A 22,380-nucleotide genomic window follows, 5' to 3' on the forward strand; every position below is an offset into this window, starting at 1 on the left:
ATGTGCGTTGTGATAATCGCAACGCAACGGTAGTCTCTTCGTATGAACCCCATCGGCGACCGGATTGTCGGGCGGCTCCGCTCCACTTTTCCCGACATGTCTCAGGCCGAGCTTGCGCGCAGCGTCGGTATGGACCCGTCGGCTTTGTCTCGAGCGGTAAATGGCTCACGTGGACTCGCTGGACGGGAGGTTGTCGCACTGGCGCGAGAGCTCAAGGTGAGCACGGACTGGCTTCTCCTGGGGGAGGAACCTTTTCCCGTCAAGATTGCCGCCCGTCATGACTGGGCCATCGGGGGCTACTCAGCCTCCGTCGGCGACGAGGCGACAGCGGGGATCATCCAAGGTGTCGTCACCTCCTACGAACAGGCGGAGAACCTCGTCGATCCGCCCGTTTGCCGGGCTGTGCCACGCGACCCGATTGAGGCCCGACGCGTGCTCCAGGAGAACTTCGGGGTCGGATGGGTTCGAGACTTCGCTAGTGCAGTCGAGCAGACGTTCGGGGTGGATGTCATCAAGCTCCGAATGCCGGCGCAGGCTGGCGTGAGCTTGAAGGTGCCGAATGCGACCGTCATCGTGGTGCCCAACGACGCGTTTTGGGGACGCCAGAACTTCACCATCGCCCACGAACTGTGGCACATCGCGCACGATGACTTCACTGACCTCGCGGAGGGGGTGGAGAGCGCGGGTGAGTCGTCAGCGAATGCCTACGCCGCCGAGTTGCTTATGCCGAGCAGCGTTCTCGAACAGGTCGATTGGGCGCATGTGAGCGATGTCGACCTCGCGCAATGGGTGTGGGACCACGGCGTCTCTCTGGATGCACTCGGTCGTCGATTGAGCCATCTCGGTCTGGCTCAGCCGCCCCAAACGTCCTCCTTGATGTCCCTTCTTCGCCGCCACATCCGCGGCGCAAACGTTTTTGATGATCCCGTTACCAACCGCCTACGCGACGCCGCGGCGCGCCGCTTCCCGACCAGGTTGCTTGCAAGCCATGAGGAACTGGGCACGCACACATCGACGTTGTCGTGGATGCTTGATGCTCCCTACAACTTCGACACCGACACCCAGGCGAGGCCGGGGCGTACTCCAGCGAGCCTCACGGCCTTGTTCCGCCCCGTCTCCGCGTAGACCTCCGTGCAGTACAACCTCTGTGACAACACCGTTCCCATAAATTTCGCACTGATCAGGAGAACAGATCTTCTTAGGTCCCTCCTCGACGGGCGTGGGGCATGGACGGGTGCCGTGCAGGCCGAATGCGAGGATTCCATCGCGACGGGTCTGTATCCAGGCTTGGAAGAGGTTCCCGGGCTCATAGCGCACACCTGGATTGCCGACGACGGGGAGCAAGCCCAAGCTCGTCGCATCCGTCGGGAAATCCGTCGTCCGGACGAGCCATTCCTGAAAAGCTACGGAGAGGCTGAGTCCCTCGCAGTATTCACCAACCGGGGCCTCAAAGGGGTCTTCCTCACCGATGATCGTGGCGCCAGGAGATACGTCGAGGATCGCGCCCTCACCGTCGCAGTGGTGAGTACGGCGGAGCTGCTCGCGATTGCCGTGAATCTCAAGCTACTGAGGGCTCACGAAGGCGCTGAGTACATCGTCACCCTGATGAAGGCCCAACGCGGCGTTCGGTTAGACGATTACGAGGCTGCGTTGGAGAACGAGGCCTTCTGACCCTGGCCGCGGAACGACCGCAAGACGCAGTATCGCTGGGGTGAAAGGTTGCGTCGGTGGTGTCCGAACCTCCGCTCGCAGTCTCGCTCACCAAGAGCCCGCAGGCAGGCGCCCCTCAAGCTGGACCGTGCGCGGTGGTGGTAGGTCAGTCCCCGATCATGCCCAACTGATTAGCAATCTCATTTGCTCCGATCTCGGCGGCCTTTGCAGCACCAGCGCCAGCTCCAATCCAGAACAGCTTGGTCGCTGCTTCACAAAACCGCCGTGCCCTGCTGCGGTCCGTCTTGGCGTCCCGCACGGCCTGACCGAAAAGGACACCAGCGAGTTCGGTGCTGAGCTTGCGAACCAGCGCGGTGCCGAAGACGTCGACATCATTCAGCGCGTGTTCGAGCTCAGTAGCCAAAGCCAGGAGGTAACCGCGCGAGCGCTGGTCCAAATCTGGGTAATCGGTGAGAAGACTTCGGACGTACTCAATGGCGTCGCTGACCGAGTGCCGATATTCGTCGGTGTCGGCGTCGACGGAGCCCAAGGCGTGGAGGACATCTGAAAGAGAGCGCAAGGAATGTATGGCGCTTTCCTCCAGGATGTTTCTGTCATGAGATTCCGCAGTGCGGAAGGGCACCGTCCATCCGCCTATAGCCCCGTAGATGGCAGGAAGGTACGCCCGGAAGTGGCCGGTTCTGCGCCCGTTCTGCTCCAGCATAGAGAGGGTCCGTTCGACCTCCTTGGCCAGCTCAAACGCGCGGGCCTGCTCATGCCAGAAGCGGACGTCTGTCGCTGGGTCGCTATTGCCGCGAACGGAGTCGCTTGTGTACCCAGCGGGAACGAGGCGCCAATTCTCTAAAAGGTCTGCGAGAGCTGAAGCTGCGTCAATAGGCACGCCTGCAGCCTACCGATCAGGGGGCGAGGTCACCGTTGGCGTGGGCCGCATGATGGTCGTGCACGGGCCGCACATCCCCGAGCCGCGTCTACTAGGCGTGACGAGTTGTGCCGACGACGACAGCTGGGCGGTCGGCCTCATTGGTTTCGCTCGTGCCTAGCGCGCGCCCGACGGCCTTGGCCGTAGCGCGTGCCGTCAAATTGCTGGACACCTCGTTCACTACCCGTCTGCGGGTGAATGTGGATGGGCTCTTACTTGCTCCACCGCCGTGCAGAGATCTGCCTTGCCGGCTGCGAGCGTGGTCATCGTCGATCACGCCGAGTTGGCGGAAGCGGGTTGAGAACGCTTTGATGGGGCACCCCAACCGCTCCTTCAACCTCGTCAACGCGGTGAGCGAAACGCGTGCATCTGCATGGTCAATGATGACGGCATCACCCGGTGCGAGGAACGCGGAGGCGAAACCGGCGAGCTTCGTTCTCTTTTCTCGTCGCGTCGGCCGCACTGGTTGGGGCCGTCCGACATGCAGGACGAGGTGCCCGACTTCGTGCCGGACGGTGAGCCGCTGGCAGTCGTCGGGGGCAGCATGATCGGGCGAGGCAGAGGATCTGCTGCGGCCTGGAGGCTGCGTCCATGCACTCGAAGGATTACGCCGCGCACCAGCCAAGTTTTCGCTTCGGGGACACTGTTTGGGTCAATCTGGCGGTTAACGGCCAATGTGGCTTCACAAGCTGGACATTTTCTGTGTGTATGCTCAGCTTCGCCTGAACAAGTCAGGGTCGAATCTTTCCGCCGGGGGGCGGCTTTCAGTCGGAGGTATGTGTGCCTTTTCGCGCGCATTTTTCAGCTCTTGCGATCTGCACGATCCTGACACTTGGCATCTCCACCGCCCTACCGGCGGACGCCGCGCACGCGGTGGCTACGCAGGCTCCCGAGGCCACGGCTGAGACTCCTGAGGTCGAATCGCTCCCGGCCGGGGACGAGCCGACGGCGGCGCCTGAGGTACCGCAGGGCGATCTGGCCATCCCTCAGGATGCGACGGATGTAGCCGAACCGCAGCCGGTTGTTCCCATCGTCGCGCCGGCACCCCTCGCAGCACCCAAGGGACTGGACGGCGGCGTTCCGGAAAGCGGCCTGGATGCTGTCGCCCGGACGGACTCGTCCACCGAGTACGAGTCACCCACGGGCTCGACGGTCACGCACCTGTCCACCGACGCTCTGAACGTGCAGTCGGAAGATGGCACCTGGGCAACCCCGCAGACATCCGTGTCCCGGGCGGAAGACGCGGGCGCGGACGCGTGGACGGTCGAGGACCATCCTCTCGCGCCCCTCTTCGAGGGCGGCAACGGTTCGGCGCCGTCGGTGACGGTGCAGCGGGAGGGGCACTCGGTGTCCTTCACCCTGCAGGGCGCTACCGATGGCGATCTGGAGACACCGTTCTGGTGGTGGGACGACTGGGAGCAGATCACCTACCGTGATGTCCGCCCCGACACCGACCTCGAGTACCGCATCGAACCGGGAGCGGTGAAGGAATCGCTCGTCCTCGAGAAGGTTCCGTCCCGGTCTTCATGGTCGTGGGTGCTGTCCGCTTCCGATCTGGAACCCCGGCTCGCTGAAGGCGGCGCGGTGGAGCTCGTGGATGCCGACGGCACGCCGGTGCTGATGATCCCGACCCCCATCGCGATGGATTCCGCGGGAAACGAGTCCACCTCTTCAAATACGGAAGTTGCTCTGACCCCGTACCTGGCGAAGCAGTCGGATGGAACCTGGCGGTACACGATCCAGGCGGACAAGAAGTGGCTGGCCGACCCAGCCCGCGTCTACCCGGTTCGCATCGACCCGACCTTCATGGGGTGGGGACACCGTCAGTCATACAAGTCAGACGGCACGGTGTGGAACGGCACCCTCAACGTCGGAAACACCCGAGAGAGCAACACAAACCGCTACTGGCGTAGCGTCGTCGGGTTCGACTATGGCTCGATCCCGGGCAAGTTCATCGCTGGCGCGAAAGTGAACGTTGGTTACGACGGATACGGCACCACATCGAATCAGACCGGGTGGGTCCAGCACGCCAGCTCCTTCGGATACAACGGCATGGGCCCGCACCTCGCGAATTACAACCTCAGCACCGGGTGGTCCGAGAGCGAGGGAGACGGTGTCCTTCAACGTCTCGCCAACCAGCTGCGGATCGGAGACCGCCCGGCGTTCATGGTCGGCGGGTGGGAAGGGTCCTCCTACTCACACAAACGCGTGATCGTCGACCTATGGATCGACGCATGGGACTACCCCACCGTCTGGGGCACCCGCGTCGGCGACGGCTCCACCGGCGTTGGACTGCGACCGATCCTCGGCGTGGACTCGACAAACCCCGTCGGGCGCGCGCAGCAGTTTGCCTACGAGGTCGCAACCGACCCCGGAATGACGAACATCATCGCCAGCCGCAACTGGGACGGCTGGCGGGAATGGCAGGTTCCCGAGGACGTTCTCGCCCCAGGACGGGAGTACTTCTGGCGGACCTCCGTCGTCGACGACGCGAACGGCTGGATGGGGCAATCCACCTTCCGGCAAAGCCCCGTCTACAAATTCACCACCAACCAGGTGCCGCTGCCCGCTGCGTCGACCGCGACCCCGGGTAAGCCCGCAGCGGAAACACCTGAGACCGTTACCACGCTCACCCCCACCTTGAAGGTCGGTGCCGTCAACGACACCGATCCCACCGGCGGGAACATGAAGTATCAGTTCAAGATCGCCACCGGCTCTGATGCGAAATCGGGCGCTGTCGTCACCTCCGGCTGGATCAGCGCTACCGACGGTACGGCCTCCTGGACAGTGCCAGCGGGGACGCTGCAGGACGGCGGTATCTACTCGTGGACCGTGTTCACGAATGACGGACAGGACACGAACAAGCTGAATACGTGGGTGCAGCGACTGCGCACCGACCTGCGTCTTGGCGGATCCGGGCCGTCCCCGTTCGACACCACCGGGGCGGTATCCACGAACCTCGCTAACGGCAACGTGAACGTCTCCTTCGCCTCTCCCACTGTGCAAACGCTTGGCGGGGCCATGGGCATGTCGTTCACCTACAACTCGCAAGAAGTGCCTAACGCCAACAGAGGCCTTACGGGCGAGTACTTCGACGCGTCCGAAGCCAGGGCTAATGCCGTGTTCGATATGAATGGCAAGACTCCGGCTGTCGTTCGAACAGATCCGGCCGTATCCTTCGATTGGGTACTAGGACCGGCCGTTGACGCCCTCCCCAGCGACTACTTCATGGCTCGCTGGAACGGTTTCATCACAATCCCTCAGCGCTACGCGGGACAAGACGTACAGTTCGGCGTCCGCCAGGACGACGGCGCGCGGGTGTGGATAAATGAGGAAAAGCTCGTTGACAACTGGGCCGCCGCGCCTGCCATCAAGACTTGGGGTCCCGCAAAAAAGTTCAGCGGTTCCGCAATGCCCTTCCGATACGAATTCTTCGAGATCGGCGGTGGCGCCACTGCCGAACTCTGGGTTCGTGCTGGAGGCGAGGAATTCATTGTTCCGCCGGATTGGTTCACGAAACGCGTTCAGGTCCTCCCCCAGGGGTGGGGTTCCTCGCTCCCGTTGTCGGGCGCGACCTCGAGCTGGGTGGCAGCGCAAGCCACGGAGTCGTCCGTCGTCCTCACGGACACCTCAGGCAAGGTGCACACCTACACGAAGTTGTCGGGCGGTGGCTATCGTCCGCCCGCGGGCGAGTACGGTGTGGTTTCCATCGACGGAAACGGGTGGGTTGTCCTCACCGATGAAGACGGCACCATCTATCAGTTCGGAAAGGAAGGTCGCGTCACCTCGGCGACGCCTCCCGACGACGTCAGGAAGGCCGCATCTCCACAGACGCTATTGAACGCGAACGGCGTCGCCACCGAGGTCTTCGACCCGGTGTCGAAGAGCGGCGACAGCTACCTGCGAAAGGTGTCGTTCACCTACCAAGACGGCAACCGAACGGTCTGTCCTGAACGAGCCGGGGCCGGATGGGCGAAAGCACCGGTCGACATGCTCTGCCGGATCACCTACCCGGACAGCACCGAATCGCGACTGTTCTACAACGGCAACGGCCAGCTCGCTGGCATCCTCGACCCCGGCGACGAGCTCACCCTGCTCGGATACGACAGCGCCGCAGGGCTCCTCAGCCAGATCCGCGACAGCACCGCAAACGACTCGCTCCCCGTCACCGACACCGCGTCCTCAAGCGACCCCGCGTCCACGACGATTGTCTACACCGGTAACAAGGCTGTGTCAGTGACGCTGCCCGCACCGGATGGGAAGACCGCGGCTGAACGACCGTCGCGCAGCTACAGCTACGGCACCGGACAGACCACCATCACCGACGCAGGCCTCACTGGCTCCGTCCAAACCGTCACCTACGACGGCGCATGGCGGCAGACGTCGGCCACGACGGCAATGGGCGTCACCACCTCGCAGACGTGGGATGCAGGCAAGGACCTCCTCCTGTCTAAAGCCGACGCAAACGGCCTCACCGGAACGACGGTCTACGACCGTAACGACCGCGCGGTCGAGAACTACGGTCCCGCCCCCGCCGCGTGCTTCGGCGCGGACCGACGCCCTCTCGCCGATGCGACCAGCAATGCCGCCTGCGGTACCGCCCCCGCGTCCTCGAGCACGACTTACGACGGCGGATTGAACGGGCTGCAGGCCGCCTACTACTCCAACACCGAAAAGCTCAGCGGCAAGCCCGCCGCATACAGCCTCGGCATCGCCGGTGTCACTGGGGGAGCAATCGACCGCGCCTGGGGAGAAAACGCCCCTGTCGCGGGGGTATCTACCGACCACTGGTCCATGCGGGCAACCGGTGTGATCACATTCCCCGAGAGTGGCACCTACCGCCTTCGCACGACCAGCGATGACGGCGTGCGGGTGTGGCTCGACGAAGTTCAGACCGTCTCCTCCTGGCGCTCCCAGGGCGCGACTGACGCCACCAGCGAACCGATCACGGTCGCAGCAGGGGAGACACGACGGATCCGCTTGGAGTACTTCGACGACACGTCCGTTGCCACCTTGCAACTCAAGTGGGCAACACCGTCGAACGGGGACTTCGTCATCGTGCCCGGCGCTCAACTGCGGCCAGATTTTGGGCTGGTGACCAGCACGAGGGTCGATGATTCCACCACCGTCACGGGCGCGAGCGCGCCGACCATGACCGGCAGCACCACGTACAGCGACCCGATGATGGGGCAAGCGACGGACACCACCGTCGACCCGGGCGGTCTCGCCCTGAAGACCACGGCGACCTTTGAAACACTCGGCGGTGACGGATGGCTGCGGCAGAAGTCCAGGGCCCTTCCCGCAGCGGCCGCGTCAGGCAACATCACCGCAGACAAGAGCATCACCCGCGCCTACTGGGGCGACCTGGAGAAGCTGACTGAGGCCACCTGCGGGGTGCCTGCCGACACGCCACAGTTCGGAATGCTCAAGTCCTCGACTTCGGCCACACCCGCAAGCGGAACGGCCATCGTTACCTCCTATGTCTACGACGTGATGGGCCGCACCGCAGGCACGAAGGTGACGGGCGATGCCGGCTGGTCCTGCACCGTGGTGGATGCCCGAGGCCGAACGACCAAGGACACCTCAGTGGGGGCGAGTGGTGCCGCGGGTCAGACCGTGAACACCACCTACACCACCACGGCGACCGGCTTGACGGTCACCGTTGCCGGGTCGGCTATCCCCGGGTCCACCAACTCGACCATCACCACCAAGACGGATCTGCTCGGCCGCCTCGTGTCCTACACGGACGTGTGGGGCACCGTCACCGTTCCCACGTACGAGCCGCTCACCAGCCGCGTCAAGAGCGTCGCAACGACGGGGAGCGGACTGTCAGGGGCCATCACCGAGTTCACCTACGACCTCGATGGCAAAACCACCCAGGTCAAGTACGGGGGACAGGTTTACGCGGCCGGAACCTACGACGCGCAGCAGCGCCTCGCCCAGGTTGCCTATCTCGGCGGGTCCAAGTTGCAGGTCGGATGGGACAACAAGCGCGGAACGGTCGCACAGAACACCTGGACCTTCCCTTCTGCGACATCCATCACGGATGCGGTGACCAGGTCGGTCGCCGGGCGCATCGTGCAGCAGCAGACCACGCAAGGTACCCGTTCGTTTAGCTCGACCTACGGGTACGACGCAGCCGGGCGCCTCACCACGGCGAAGATCCCAGGTCATGAGCTCACATACCAGTTCGCGTCGAGCGGCGGTTGCGGTCCCAACACAGCAGCCGGCGCGTCCGGTAACCGCACCGGGTACACCGACAAGTACACCGCCCCAGGCAGAAGCACGGTCCAGACCACCACGACGAACTACTGCTACGACTGGGCGGACCGTCTCACCTCCTCGACCGTCACCGGAGCCCCCTCCGGCGCCACCACCGTCGCAGACGGACTGAGCGCGACGGAACTCGCTTACGACGTGCGCGGCAATACCACCCGCTTGGCAGACATGACGTTCACGTACGACGTGGAAAACCAGCACAGTGGAACGATCTACGCCGACGGGTCGACCGTGGCGATTGTGCGTGACGCCACTGGCCGCATCGTGGCGCGAACCGTGGATCCTGCCGGCAGCGCCCCCGCGGTCACGACGCGATTCTCATTCGCGGGATCGGGTGATGTTCCATGGGCCGTGAAGGCGGGGTCCGCGGCACCTACCGTCTTCCTTCCACTGCCTGGTGGGGTCACCGTCGATGTCCCCGCGTCAGGTGCATCGTCGTGGTCGTACCCCTCCCTGCAGGGCCACACGCTGGCGACCGGAGACGGTTCCACCGTGACCGGTGCACGCCTATACGATCCCTTCGGGCAACCGGTAGACCCGACAAGCTACGCCATCGGCACTGTGACGACAGATGACCAAGGGACGGTCAACGACACCACTGGCTGGCACCAAGGTGCGCAGAAGGTTGTTGAATCCGTCGGATCGACCCACGTGATTGAGATGGGGGCGCGGCTTTATGTCCCCACCGTCGGAAGGTTCCTCCAGGTGGATCCCGTCGAAGGGGGTGTCGACAACGACTACGTCTGGCCCACTGACCCCGTTGGCGATTCGGATCTTTCTGGACGCATGCGGGACAATTGCTCCCAGTGCGGTTGGTCCTCGTATATGGGCAGCTGGGACCGCATGTCAGAGCAGCAGAAAGCTCGTTCACACGAGATCGCAGGGAACGTAATATCTGCCGCGATCACGTTCGTCCCGGGCGGTGGACTCCTCCGGGTGGCCGCGGCTGGAACGAGAGGCGTGTACGTCGTGCCGTCTACAATTGCACGGGCCGGAGTGCCGAAGTCGGGACGCCCCTATGTGGGCATGTCCATCAATGTCGAGAAGCGTCTCGCTAAACACGTCGCTCGCGGAAAGATAACCGCGCAGGCTGCATCCCGGGCTCAAATTTACCCGGTGGTTGGTGGCAGGACCGCGCTGCGAGTAGCAGAACAGAGGATGATCAATAGATATGGCCTATCCAGGCTCGCCAACAGGAGAAATGAAATTGCTCCGAGCAAGTGGCGCAGGTATGGACTTTGATATTGCCAGGATCTCAAGGAGGCGGAATGGAACGAGATGAATTTGGAAGTCCATTCTCCATCGAGGACGGAATCTTGGTACGGCGCGCGCCGCAAGATGCGGTTCCGTACGCCATATTCGAAGGAATTGCCCCCACGTTCGACGAGATCACAGCAGTCCGCGACCGTGGGTACGGCGTTCACCTCATTCTTTCCAATTCAAATCTCGAGTTTCTGCAGCATCTTGGAGGTCTGACGCACCTCGCCATTTACGGTCACAATGTCGACACGCGAATTATCGCTCAAATGCGTGGGCTGGCGTCGTTGGAACTGATGGTCTCCGACTCGCCTGAAACCGATCTTTCGGGGCTCGCCAACCTAACTTGGTACTTCGGCACCCTAAAGGCATTTGAATCTGTTCTTCGCGCACCGAATCTTCAGTCGGCGGAGTTTCACGACGTATACGAGGGTTCGTTCTCGTTCATTCCTTACCGCCTTCGCGAGCTGACTTTGCAGGGGGCCCGGCAAATACGAAGCGTTTCTGTGGGAAGAGGGCCGGACGAGTCGCGCCTGCGGTCCCTCTACCTGCACGGGGCACGCCGGTTCGATGTTCGCTCTCTCGCGGAATTTCGCCACCTCGAGACGCTGGTGCTTGAATCGGTAGTGAATGTGGACGGAGTCAGCACACTGCGTGATTTGTCGACACTTAAACGGCTAAGCGTAATCCGATGCCGAACGGCTGATGGGCTTGCCTCCCTGGCCGAGGTCCGCGGTCTCGAAGTCACCGTAGTCGGGAATCTTGCCACATCAGTGCGGGAGCTTGTAGAAAAGTCAGATCCGCCATGGACACTTCTCAGCAGCGTCTGAGAACGTCTCGTGGTGGCTGAGTCGCTTGACCCAGCGTATTCGACCGTCGCACAAAAAAGTAGCTCGGTTGATAAGTCTCGTGATGTTCCGTGGGCCGTGAAGGCGGGGTCCGCGGCACCCACCGTCTTCCTTCCACTGCCTGGTGGGGTCACGGTCGATGTCCCCGCGTCAGGTGCCTCATCGTGGTCGTACCCCTCCCTGCAGGGCCACACCCTCGTGACGGGTGACGGGGCGACGGTGACCGGTGCACGTCTTTACGACCCGTTCGGTCAACCATTAGACCCGACGACGTACGCGATGGGCACGGCTGCGACGGACGACCAGGGGACGGTTAATGACACCACCGGCTGGCACCAAGGTGCGCAGAAGCTCGTCGAGTCGGCCGGCTCTGCCCAGGTGATCGAGATGGGCGCACGACTCTACGTTCCTGCTCTCGGTCGGTTCTTGCAGGTGGACCCTGTGGAAGGTGGCGTCGATAACGACTACGTCTGGCCGACCGATCCGATTGGCAAGAATGACCTAACGGGGCGGGCTGAGGGAGGCGAGTGGTGGCGCTCGGCGCTCGACATTGCTGTCAACGTCGCTGGGATTGCGCTCGGCGTGGCCGCCGTCGCCGCTTGCGGAGCGACAGTCGTCTGCGGAATCGTTGCAGGAGCTGTAGTTGGTGCGGCGGTTGCAGCCGGGTCCTATTCGGCGAGGAATGCCGGGACCTCTTCTTTCTCGTGGAGGGCTCTCGGAGGGCAAGCGATGGGCGGGGCCGTGGTTGGCGCGATGGGCGGAGGTACCTACGGGCGGGTTGGGAGCCTACTCGGACACAGCATGAAAAATGCCCGGGTTGGGGTCAAGTTTTCCCGGGGTGGCGGCCGCGGGTCGGACCTCGTCTGGAAAGGAGAGCGGGTATTCGGGATTCACTCTCATCGAGTCCGCAGCAAGAAGGTGACCGGTTTGGCGCAATTCCTGCCGCACTATCACCGTAGGCCGGGAATAACGAAACATCGTCCCTGGCAGGGAGGATTTTGATGAAAGACGAGTCACCAGCTTGGCCCGTTATTATTTTCGAGAGTGACGGATATTTTCAAAGAGTTGACTCGCCTCGTGATCTGGACGGACTTTACGAGGACGATATGTGGGACGAAATCGTGGCTGCTTTTGATGCTCGTCAATGCGCAATAGCGATAGACGTGAGTGACGGCAACGCGCGTCTGACTAGCTTGGGCAATGACGCCACCAGCCAATTTGTGGCGTGGGCTCGGAAAGGTATCAAGCGGATGTGGAGAGTCACTCGGATTCGGGTAGTCAGGGCCAATCGCGAACAGGCGGAGTGGGTTGACAGCCTCAGCGTGGAGGAGCTTTGGAATGAACTACACCAGCGAAGCGAGTGAAGATGAATATGAGCGACCCGCTGGAACGCGAGAAATGCGGTGAGCTTTCGGCAGAAGCAGACGGTTATTCGTATGGCTGATTCGCTTCTCGATCACTATGACCTTGACCCGCGTCATGGCGAGAGCTAGCGCCGTTGATCGGACAGGGATGAAGTTCAGGAATTTGCCCGGTAGCAGCAAGAGCCAGAAGAAGATTGCCCGAGCGTATTTCAGAGCGACGCACAACGCAAGATGGGGTCGATTACTCGGCTTGGCGGGACACGTCGAGGTAGTTGCCTCCGTCTACTCCGCGGTTTCGACCGCTCGATACACTCCCGACCGGCAGAGACCTAGGAGTACCTTCTCATGAAGGAACGCACGTGTCGGTTGTTGTCGAGCAGCTCGTTTCTGGTGGCTATAGCCGCCTCACTCGCCATAATCTTCAGCGAAGCAGACGTGTGGCTGAAGATCTGCCTGGTTGTGGTCTTCGTTCCGGTGCTCGTATTGGGATCAAACCGCTTCTTTGGGGTGGAGCAATTGTTCGACTGGAATTGTTCCGGAAAGAAGCGGAGTGGCAATGCCGACTAGGCGCCTCCGTGAGCCCGAACTTGAAGTCAGGTCCGAAGAGCGTGTTCAGCCTTGACATCATCGACGCGCGAGCGGACAGGGGGCACTTCACGACGGACCGAGAGCGGGCCTGCGACTATGCATATTATGGTCAGCGCTCGCGGCTGAGTGGGTGTGTCGCGTGGCTCCCGTCGTCGGCCTCGATATGAAGGACGGCAAAGTGGGTTCAATAAACCGCGACGCGGCGGCTCTTCTCAGAGAGTTGCTGGGAGCGAGGGTCAATCCCGGCAATGGGGCCTACGATCAGGATCTGGTGGTGCCTGACTTTGAAGAGGATGCTCCACTTGCTTGGCCCTACTACGCGGCAATGCTCGATCTGGCCGAGCAGCCCGGGGTTGTCGAATGGCTGGGCTGGCAGCAGATCATGTATTACCTCAGAGATGGCCAGAAGGAGTGGCCCCAGGCCGGCTTGGAGCTCGTCAACATGGTGGCCGACTCGGCGAGGCAGTCCGCTCGTGTCGGACAATTCCTCTGCCAGCGACTGTTGCTCGATCTCGCCGAGGGTGCGCCGGGTGTGGCCGTGCTTGCCGTCGAGATCCTGAACGATATTCACGATTGGGGGGTAGCGGAGAATCTTCTTTCTCTCCGTGATGGTCTTCTCAGCTCACCGGACCCCTTTCTCACGCACCAGCCCGCATCCGACTTCCAGTCACCGAGCCTGAGGGGGGCGATAGTGCGACCCTTCGACATCCGCGTACCACTCGGTCCGTTCCGCGACATGACGGCCTGGCGTCGTTGGTCTGATGCGGTCCAATCTGCCGCCCCGTCTGATCGCTCGAACTCTGAGTTGCGGGAGGAGCTCCTCCAGGCGCTGGCCGCGATTCGTGTCGGTGACGTGAGCGGAGCGCCGGAGCGATCAATCGTTCGAGCACTCAACCAGGGTGTGGACGAGCTCGGTCTCTGTGAGGATGTGTTGTCTTCTCTGGCGGCCACGATTGTGTCTTTCGAGCTGGGGGACGGGCGCGTCACCGGTCTGGCGCTGGTGCGCCTTCTCGAGGAGGCGGAGCGAGTCGCACCTGGCCCAGCCGCTGTCACTTCGGTCTGGCGTGCACTCCATTCCCCACGTCCTCCCTTTGTGGCCGCGTGAGTCGCCTGGCACCGGTCCGCTCTCCACAACGCGCCTAGGCTCCCGGCGGTCGGACCGCGCGGAGACGCTCAGGAGGAAGATCCTGATCTCGCCCTGCCGCCGCATGACGCGGGCAGTCCTGTGCCCCTGCTACAAAATCGTTCGTCGACGCGACGGCAGCCTGTCCCTCGATTTCGGCCTCTGACCGGGGACGTGTAAAACCTGAGGACTTAGCGTGTAATCGCTACCGGCGGGGCCCGTCACGAGCCGCGCCAGGAATGGGATCGCGGATACGTAAACAGAGCCACAACAGGCGGTCTTTACTAATCAGTAGGGCTGTTCTTTACAAATCGAAAAACGGAGCCGGCCAGGAGTAGTTTTCCTGGCCGGCTTCGTCGTTTCCGCCGTCGCCACCCCACGTGCAGCCCGCCCGAGGACCGCGCAACTGCGCCGCACCAACACGAGTAGCCCCTTCCGGGGCTGGGTCCTACAACTGATGTTCGGTTCGGGTGCGAGCGTCGTCTATGCACGTGTCGGGTGCTCGAGGCGGTTGCCGTGCTCGTCGCGCCGGCGCCGCGCTCGCCGCCTCGCTGTCGCTGAAACCACTCGATTGACCGCCGCTTCGAGGAATGTGACGATGCGGCTCATGTTGCTGACTGCGGTGGCCGCGGCGATAGCCAGGGCCTGAAAGGCGTATCCGCGGGGCCGCCGCCGGCGGGGGTCGCCGAGGTCACTGCCACCTTCGCGCTTCAGGTATTGGTTGTTGGCTTCGACGTGCGAGCTGGAGAGGACCCGCCGATCGGGAAGACTTCGCCGATAAAGTCGTTGGAAACCTGTTCGAAGTCACGACGACTAACCCGTCGACCATCGCGAAACATCTATCGCGCAACTATGTTTCTCCGGAGCGTGTTGCGACGTAAATTCAGTGGATTATTGAAGGCTGACCAAGATGCAAGAGTTGACTCTCGATGTTGCCGCGGGGTCGCCCATTACGGATCGGCACTGTGCCGATATCACCCTGCAGGACTGCAACGTCGAGGTTGTCCCGACAGGGTATGAGCGACCTCTCATCCAAGATGTCTCGGTGCGCAACCTCGTCCTTTCGTCTACCCGTCTAAGTGGGGCACTCCTCCGGCGAGTCGAGGTGAGGAACGTCAAAGCGGATTCCGTTTCGCGTTTCTTATATGCCTGCGCATTCGAAGAGGTGCGGCTTAGTGGCAGGATCGGCACTCTGGTGCTCGACATCACGGATCCGATGGGGAGACTTGCGCATTACTTGCCCGCCATCCGGAAGGCGGAGGCGGGAGCCGCCTACACGCTGGATGTTTCCGAGATACGAGGCAGCCTGGACGTTCGTGGTTATGACGCTAGTCGGATGATCATCGACCCAAGCTTCCAAGCCGTGGTGTGGGCAGAAGACCTGCGCGATAGTGACTGGCGGGGGGTGCTCGGCGGCCCATCCCGATTCAGCGTCCTCATCGAGGAGATGCTGCGTGAGAACTGGCCGAATGTCCTCCTCTCCGCCAACATAGCGACCGCGCGGAGAAGCGCGGACCTCGAACTACTGAAAAATCTGCGATGTTCGCGATTCCTGCGTTCGTTCGAAGTTTGAGAAGGCCCGCGAAGATCGTGTATCTAGGCAGAAGATCCCCAACTCCCCGAAGCGCTGTGTCGGCTTCGGTCCTTTGCGTGGCAGTTGCGCTCCTCTTGGCATCCTGCACAGGCGATCCTCGACTGAACGCGTGCCAAAGGTCGGCCGATCAGCTGTCTTCCATCTCGTCCGCCGTAAGCGACATGGCGTCCAACGTCCAGTCTGGGGCGGAGGTCGATCCTGCGAAAGCTCGCGAGGCGCTGACCGAGTTCGAGGCTACTGTTCAATCCGCCGATGAGGACGTGCGCGAGCGTATGGAATCGGTCGCAGATACAGGGAGGACGCTCACTTCGCTGCTGACGACGGCGGTCGACGACAGGACGGGTGCATACATGGCCGAATTGCAGGAATCGGCGGCGAAGTTCATTGAAGCTTCCAGTGAACTCGGAGCATACTGCGGCCAACTGACCGGTTGAGTCGACGCGGATGGAGCGAGGGGTCCTTGCTCGCGACAATTGCGCGGAGTGCGGATGGAGCTCGTACATGGGCGCTTACGACCGCTTGACCGAGGAACAGAAGGCCCGTAACCGGGAGTTGCAGGGGGTCGTCTTGAGCGCCCTGTTGTTCTTGGTCCCTGGGGGAATAGCCTTTGGGAGTGCTCGAGCCGCGGGTGCAGTTGGTCTGCGGCAGATTACCGTGACGATGGTTGAGCGTGCCCCTCTCGTCGGTGCACGGAGTCGAGCCTTTGGCAACTCTGGCTGGTCTGTAGCGGGTCGAAAAACGGTCAAACCCGCATTTTGAACAATAAGAACAGGTTCGTCAGAACTGGGTGGAGTGTATTTGCGAAGGGCGGAAAGGCGCAGGTAAAGTTCCGTTCGTCGTACGTTCAAAGATCGACTGGCTCGCGAGTGCACCGCGATTGGATGAGGGGGCGTTACCTCAATTGAAGAACGATGAACCTCAGAGTGTTGCGCAGCGTGCATGCGAGCTTCTCTTGGCGCTCGAACCCAATCTACTCATAACGGCAGAAGAAAAGTCAGCCCCGGAGGTCTGGCTGGTTCACGCGAGCATGCCCGGTGAAACCCGGATGGTTGTTCATGCGACCATCGGCTATTTTGATAATGTTTCGGCGGAGGGTCGACTTACGGTGGAAGGCTCAGCTCAAGATGCAGAGGAACGTGCTCAGTGGTTGTGTTCCACGATATTGCGAATGCTCCGGGATGATAGATGACGCGTCAATTCGTTACTCACGGTTAGGGCTGTGCGGTTTGCCTCACGGGCTGTAGTGATTGTGCGGGACAGAGAATGCGGCATACCGTGCTCCCAAGGTCATCGCCTTCGCTGCAAGGTCACGAAAATATCAAGCTATTGGTAAATCGTGGGACCGTGGCAGCTTCGGCAGTTCGCAATCAAGCTCCGTCTATCACTACGGGAAGCACGGGGTAAAGCGAGGACAGTCTCCCACGCGTTACCTTGCCATATCGCGAAGCACCTTGAAGAAATACAACGGGGTTCCCGGAAAATATAAGGGGTCCCGGGTGGAAGGATCGCGCCGAGCGGGAAGTGGTACACGATGTGGTGAGCTACAGGGTGAAGCTCAAAATCATGCGTATGGCTGATTCGCTTCTCGATCACTATGACCTTGAGAAGGCGCTCCCGGGCTCCGGCCTTCCCGAGGATTTGTGGTCAGTTCTAGTCGAAGCCTACGAATTATCGGCCGACTTCGCGGGATCGCAGATGTGGCTCGAAGGTGGGGTTGGCGCATCAAAGCGCGAAGAAGCCTTAGTTACCATTCGGAAAACCCGCGACGCGGCTGCAGAGGCAGGCGACGAAGTCCTGGCTGCTCGGCTCGATGCATTGGCAGAGGCGGTTTTGAGCACGCTTTGACGGCGTTGGTAAGCACCTAGCTTCACAAGCTACACAGTTTGTGAGCGGCCTCATCAGACGCAGAGCGGAGGCGCGTCCAGAGTCTGCACATTGGACGTTTCCTATGCGGCTGGCTGTCTCCAGCATTCCAGCTGCGAGCGAGATGTTCCCGCAGTGTTACCGGGGCGCTCTCAGCTCGGGGTGGCAACGGCCGTGCTGGCGACGGGCGAGTGAGGGGTGTGAGAGCCCGACGACGCGGGCACCCATTCCCACCGAGGCCGAAGCGAGCGTCATCGCGGCCGGTGCCCGCAGGCACGCGCCGGCTCACCACCATCCTCATTGCGGTCGTTGCCACATCGTGCGGCTTGGCAGTGGTGTCGACAACGACTACGTTTGACCGACGGACCCGATTGGGAAGAATGACCTGACCGGCCTCGACGCTAGGTCAATCGGCCAGAGCATAATCGACAACCCGGTGCTGCAATGGGGCTGTATGTTCGCCTTCGGCGTGGTGGGCACCGTATGTTCGGTGGTCAAGGCCATTGGGTATGGACTTGCGGGTAGACCCGACGGCGTGGCTCTCGAACTCCTCGGCGCAGTCACGGGTGGCCTCGCGTCGAAAGCAGTTCTAGCGATTAGCGTCGCGAAGAAGGTGGCGACCATCAACCGAGGCACAGGATCGTTCTACCGGTCCATTCAAGCCGACGCGTCGAGCCGTATGGGCGTCCAGAGGTGGAGAGATTGCCGCGACTAACACCTTGGACGTGGTGTCCAATCGTCCCGCTGTGAGTAGGCCATTTGCGCCCTCCATTAGACAAGCTGGACGAGTCGTGCGACTGTCCAACAACAGAACGATGTATGCGGTGTGAATACTCGAACCCCTCAAAGAGTCTCTCCAAGTGGACGCCTAGGGCGGGCGGCTCGCTTTGCGGCTACGTCCATTTACATGCCGGCGTTCTTCGTGGCGGCCTTGCTCGCTCCGTATGTACCGGGTGGTTCTTGGGAAGCATTCGTGTGGTTATCCTCGAGCTTGCTCGTCCCGTGGGGCTGGTGCTGTGTTCGATTGCCGTGGACAGGTGTTTACCTGAGCAACGATGAACTGGTTGCACGTTCCTGGTTCACCACAAAGCGCTATCCGAGGAGCGATATTCTGCGATGTCGCCACGACGCCTATACGGGCTTGATGTTCCTGGCTGGCTGGACGGTGGTCGACGGCGTGCTTCAGAGTGGCCATCTCATCATCGAGACTCATTCGGGCGTGATACCCCTGAGCGGCACCGTGACCTCGCGGAGGATCGCGCGCCTTCAGTCAGAGAGGATCAACAGTTGGCTGGGCCGACCTACCGGCGATGGGGACGGTCCACGTCGTCGAGCCCGGAGGGAGGGAACAGCTGCACAGGATGAGCCATGACGACAATTCAGCTTCGGAGGTAGCGTCGCAGCCCCATCACGGGGAGGGAATGGCGGGGTGACACGTCCCTCGACTTCGCCCTCCGACCTGGGACATGTAAAACGTGGGGGCTTAGCGTGTAATCGCTTCGGCGGGGCCCGTCACGAGCCGCGCCAGGACTGGGATCGCGGATAGATAAACAGAGCCACAACACAACACACGAAGGCCCCGGGTTCGCCCGGGGCCTTCGCCGTTTCCGCGAAGGGGATCATGCGGACCGGGTCACCTCCCTAGCGCCTCCGGTGACGAATAGGTACTATGACTGATGTCCTAGACGTCGAGGTCCGGGATTCCCCCTCCCTGGAAGGTGTTTCATGCTCACTGCCGAGCGTATGAAGCGGCCGATGACGGTGGGTTCCGTCATCGCCGCGCTCCTTGTCAGCGTGGGGGTGGTCGCCGCTCCGGTGATCGCCCCCGCCGCCTCTGCAGCCGACACGGCCCTGTACGTGTCGCCCACCGGCAATGACGGGGCCGACGGCTCCCTCGGCGCCCCCTTCAGGACCATCGAACGAGCGCGAGACGTCGTCCGCACGATGAATGCCGGTATGAGCGGTGACATCACCGTGTATTTGCGCGGCGGCTCCTACCCCGTCGACAGCACCATCACCTTCGGTGTCTCCGACTCCGGCACCAATGGCCACAAAGTGATCTACTCGGCCTACCAGAACGAAGTTCCCGTGCTCGAAGCCGGAACGCCGATCACCGGATGGGCGCCGCACTCCGGCAACATCTGGAAGGCACCTCTCGACCGAGCGGACAAGCTCCGCGCCCTGTACGTCGACGGCCAGCGCGCGGTGATGGCGAAGAAAGTCGTGAACTCCACCGGGTGCTACGGCACCTACAACATCACCGCCGGTCAGGCGCCGTGGGCGTGGGAGAGCGGAAGCGAGTGCGACGGAGCGACGTACTCCCTGAACGATGTGCCCGCCGTCTCGCGCAACGCCCGGGACATGGAACTGCAGACGCAGACCACCTGGACGACCGCGATCACCGGCATCCGTCAGGTGACCACCACCCCGGACGGGTCGCAGCGGGCCGTGCTGTTCCAGCAGCCGGGAGCCGCCATCGCGCAGGGCGCCTTCAACGGTGACCTGCAGAGCGGTGGGACGCACACCCTCTCCAACGCGTACGAGTTCCTCGATGAGCCGGGGGAGTTCTTCTACGACCGCGCGGCCAAGACGGTCTACCTCTACAAGGGCGCGAACACGGACCTGTCCTCGGCGTCCGTCGTCGCCCCCGACAACGTCGAGACGATCCTCGCCGTCGCCGGGACAGGCACCGCGAACCGCGCGCACGACCTCGTCTTCACCGGTCTGTCCTTTCAGCACTCCGACTGGAACCTGGCGCAGATCGACGGCTCATCGTTCAAGCAGGCCCAACAGGGCAACCTCGTCAACCTGACGTACAACCGCAAGAATTTCCACGACTACGTCTACCGCAACGTCCAGCTGCAGCCGGGGGCCATCGAAGTCGACAACGCGGCCGGGATCGAGTTCGTCGGCAACCGCGTCGAGCACACCGGATCCGACGGCATCCAATTCAACAACGACGTCGTGGACTCCCGGATCGACGGGAACGTCACGAACGACGTCGCCGGATCCGGGATCAACATCGGTGATCCCCAGCACGTCTACATCGGCGACGGCACCTCCAGCAACGGCGAGCACTACCCCGCCGGGGTCGAAGGGGCTCCGACCGACATCTCGGTGCGCAACAACTACGTCTACGACAGCGCCGTGCTGTTCTTCGGTTCGGCCGCCATCACCGGCTACTTCCTCGACACCGTCGCCATCGAGAACAACCGCATCGACAAGACGTCCTGGGCCGGTATCTCGATGGGTTGGGGGTGGGGCAACTTCGACGGGACGTCCGGCTCGAACGCCCCGGGCAAGCCCAGCAACGTCGCACGCGGCAACAGTATCCAACGCAACGAGATCCGCGACACCATGCGCTTCCTCAGCGACTCCGGCCCGCTGTACACACTCGGCGACCAGAAGACGAGCGTGATCAGCGAAAATTACGCCAACGGCGTGCGTCCCGGCCACACCTACGGCATCCACCCCGACGAGGGCTCGGCCAACATCTCGTACGACGACAACGTGATGGAGATCGACCCCGGCGTCACCGACATCATCCATTCCGGAACGTGGGGGCGGCAGAACAACCTGCAGATCCGCAACACCTTCGGACCGACCAACAGCATCTTCGACAAGAACATCCCGAACAGCGTCGTGGAAGACGTCCGGGTATCCGGCGACTTCGTCTGGCCCGCACAGGCGTACGACGTCACCGTGGCATCGGGGATCGAGCCGTCCTACCGCGGCATCCTCGGCACCATCGCCCGTACGGCGGACTTCGCCATGCCCTCCAGCGTGATCGCGAACGACTCCACGACGACCGTCGCCATCCGCGGGGTCGGTGACGGCAGCCGCCGTCTGTGGCTCGCGCCGGCGGGGACGACGAGCTTCACCCAAGGTCCGACGATGACCACGGCGGCGGGCGACGCGACTTCGATCGCGGTGCCGCAGGCCAAGGGCGCCTACACGCTCTCGGTCGTCGACGCGAACGGATCGGTCGCCTCCACCTCGAAGGCGACGGTGGTTCGCACGGCACCCGCGCCGAGGACGCAGGCCATGACCCACGTGGATGCCAAGAAGTGCCTGGACGTCCCCGGAGCCTCGCGCGAGAACGGCGCACAACCGGGCCTCTGGGATTGCCACGGCTCGAACAACCAGCAGTTCACCTACACCCCCGACGAGGAGATCCGGGTCTTTGGCGACAAGTGCCTCGACGCGGCGGGGGCAGGGACCACCGCCGGCACTCGCGTCATCATCTGGGACTGCAGCGGCGCAAGCAATCAGAAGTGGACGCTGAACGGGAACGGCACCGTCACCGCCAAGGGATCCAACCTGTGTCTGGCATTGACCGGGTCGCGCACAGATAACGGCGCTCCCGCGCAGCTGTCCACCTGCACGAACGCGACGAACCAGCGATGGACGTTCCCCATCGCGCAGGCCACCGTCCCGCAGAACGCGACGGTCGTCCTCAACGACGCCCAGCGCTGCCTGGACGTGCCCGCCGCGTCGACGCAGAACGGCACCCGGACGGCCCTCTGGACGTGCAGCGGTTCCGTGAACCAGCGGTTCACGTACACCGCGGCCGGGGAGCTGCGCGTCTTCGGCAACAAGTGCCTCGATGCCCTCTACAACGGCACCACCGATGGCAGTGCCGTCGGCATCTGGGATTGCAACGGCGGCACCAACCAGAAATGGACCCTGGACGGCAGCGGAACCATCACCTCCCGATCGGCCGGGTTGTGCCTGGCCACCTCGGGCTCGCGCACCGACAACGGAGGACCGACCCAGCTGTCGAGCTGCTCGGGCGGTTCCGTCCAGCGCTGGACCGTTCGCGGCTGACACGCACGCACGGATGCGCTCCCCCGCCCGGCCGGGGAGCGCATCCG

At 62.6% G+C, this 22,380-nt stretch carries 13 protein-coding genes; 11 read left to right on the top strand and 2 right to left on the bottom strand.

The genetic code is table 11. The features are described from left to right. Positions 1-42 precede the first annotated feature (42 nt). Both ACIPVB_RS02480 and ACIPVB_RS02485 read left to right on the top strand, forming a co-directional pair. Entirely contained in the window at positions 43-1,125 is a 1,083-nt protein-coding gene (locus ACIPVB_RS02480; protein WP_400366663.1) for a helix-turn-helix domain-containing protein, read from the top strand. A gap of 6 nt (positions 1,126-1,131) precedes the next feature. Further along, the gene (locus tag ACIPVB_RS02485; protein WP_400366665.1) at positions 1,132-1,671 is read left to right on the top strand and encodes a hypothetical protein; all 540 of its coding nucleotides are present in this window, start codon (positions 1,132-1,134) and stop codon (positions 1,669-1,671) included. A 145-nt stretch (positions 1,672-1,816) separates the two neighbouring features. Here the strand turns inward: ACIPVB_RS02485 and ACIPVB_RS02490 are convergent, their stop codons facing one another. Continuing rightward, positions 1,817-2,551, bottom strand: coding sequence for a hypothetical protein (locus ACIPVB_RS02490; RefSeq protein WP_400366667.1), 735 nt, complete (start codon positions 2,549-2,551; stop codon positions 1,817-1,819). 91 nt (positions 2,552-2,642) lie between these two features. Beyond that, the gene (locus tag ACIPVB_RS02495; RefSeq protein ID WP_400366669.1) at positions 2,643-3,215 is read right to left on the bottom strand and encodes an ImmA/IrrE family metallo-endopeptidase; all 573 of its coding nucleotides are present in this window, start codon (positions 3,213-3,215) and stop codon (positions 2,643-2,645) included. 155 nt (positions 3,216-3,370) lie between these two features. Here ACIPVB_RS02495 and ACIPVB_RS02500 point away from each other — a divergent pair, with 155 nt between their 5' ends. The 9 genes from ACIPVB_RS02500 (at position 3,371) to ACIPVB_RS02540 (ending at position 22,333) form a co-directional block, all read left to right on the top strand. Beyond that, complete coding sequence (locus tag ACIPVB_RS02500; protein ID WP_400366671.1) at positions 3,371-10,111, top strand: PA14 domain-containing protein; 6,741 nt, start codon at positions 3,371-3,373, stop codon at positions 10,109-10,111. Positions 10,112-10,137: 26 nt separating this feature from the next. Continuing rightward, a complete protein-coding gene (locus ACIPVB_RS02505; RefSeq protein ID WP_400366673.1) occupies positions 10,138-10,956 on the top strand; it encodes a hypothetical protein in 819 nt (272 codons plus the stop codon). A gap of 237 nt (positions 10,957-11,193) precedes the next feature. Next, positions 11,194-11,976: a hypothetical protein gene (locus tag ACIPVB_RS02510; RefSeq protein ID WP_400366675.1), complete on the top strand. Its 783-nt coding sequence runs from the start codon at positions 11,194-11,196 to the stop codon at positions 11,974-11,976. Positions 11,977-12,683: 707 nt separating this feature from the next. Continuing rightward, positions 12,684-12,905, top strand: coding sequence for a hypothetical protein (locus ACIPVB_RS02515; protein WP_400366676.1), 222 nt, complete (start codon positions 12,684-12,686; stop codon positions 12,903-12,905). A 160-nt stretch (positions 12,906-13,065) separates the two neighbouring features. Then, entirely contained in the window at positions 13,066-14,031 is a 966-nt protein-coding gene (locus ACIPVB_RS02520; RefSeq protein WP_400366678.1) for a hypothetical protein, read from the top strand. A gap of 928 nt (positions 14,032-14,959) precedes the next feature. Continuing rightward, the gene (locus tag ACIPVB_RS02525) at positions 14,960-15,622 is read left to right on the top strand and encodes a hypothetical protein (protein ID WP_400366680.1); all 663 of its coding nucleotides are present in this window, start codon (positions 14,960-14,962) and stop codon (positions 15,620-15,622) included. A 182-nt stretch (positions 15,623-15,804) separates the two neighbouring features. Beyond that, positions 15,805-16,077 carry a hypothetical protein gene (locus ACIPVB_RS02530; protein WP_400366682.1) on the top strand — a complete coding sequence of 91 codons (273 nt, stop codon included), beginning with the start codon at positions 15,805-15,807 and terminating at the stop codon, positions 16,075-16,077. Positions 16,078-17,212: 1,135 nt separating this feature from the next. Then, on the top strand, positions 17,213-17,488 hold the full coding sequence (locus ACIPVB_RS02535; RefSeq protein ID WP_400366684.1) for a hypothetical protein: 276 nt from the start codon (positions 17,213-17,215) through the stop codon (positions 17,486-17,488). A gap of 1,743 nt (positions 17,489-19,231) precedes the next feature. Beyond that, a complete protein-coding gene (locus tag ACIPVB_RS02540; protein ID WP_400366685.1) occupies positions 19,232-22,333 on the top strand; it encodes a ricin-type beta-trefoil lectin domain protein in 3,102 nt (1,033 codons plus the stop codon). The last annotated feature ends 47 nt before the right edge of the window (positions 22,334-22,380 follow it).

Source organism: Microbacterium sp. NPDC090007, from assembly GCF_044748345.1.
Classification (GTDB): domain Bacteria; phylum Actinomycetota; class Actinomycetes; order Actinomycetales; family Microbacteriaceae; genus Microbacterium.

Bases quoted from the DNA above. Each gene is read 5' to 3' on its own strand.
- ACIPVB_RS02480 (WP_400366663.1), top strand. From the start codon at position 43: ATGAACCCCATCGGCGACCGGATTGTCGGGCGGCTCCGCTCCACTTTT.
- ACIPVB_RS02505 (WP_400366673.1), top strand. From the start codon at position 10,138: ATGGAACGAGATGAATTTGGAAGTCCATTCTCCATCGAGGACGGAATC.
- ACIPVB_RS02515 (WP_400366676.1), top strand. From the start codon at position 12,684: ATGAAGGAACGCACGTGTCGGTTGTTGTCGAGCAGCTCGTTTCTGGTG.
- ACIPVB_RS02525 (WP_400366680.1), top strand. From the start codon at position 14,960: ATGCAAGAGTTGACTCTCGATGTTGCCGCGGGGTCGCCCATTACGGAT.
- ACIPVB_RS02530 (WP_400366682.1), top strand. From the start codon at position 15,805: ATGGCGTCCAACGTCCAGTCTGGGGCGGAGGTCGATCCTGCGAAAGCT.
- ACIPVB_RS02535 (WP_400366684.1), top strand. From the start codon at position 17,213: ATGGCTGATTCGCTTCTCGATCACTATGACCTTGAGAAGGCGCTCCCG.
- ACIPVB_RS02540 (WP_400366685.1), top strand. From the start codon at position 19,232: ATGCTCACTGCCGAGCGTATGAAGCGGCCGATGACGGTGGGTTCCGTC.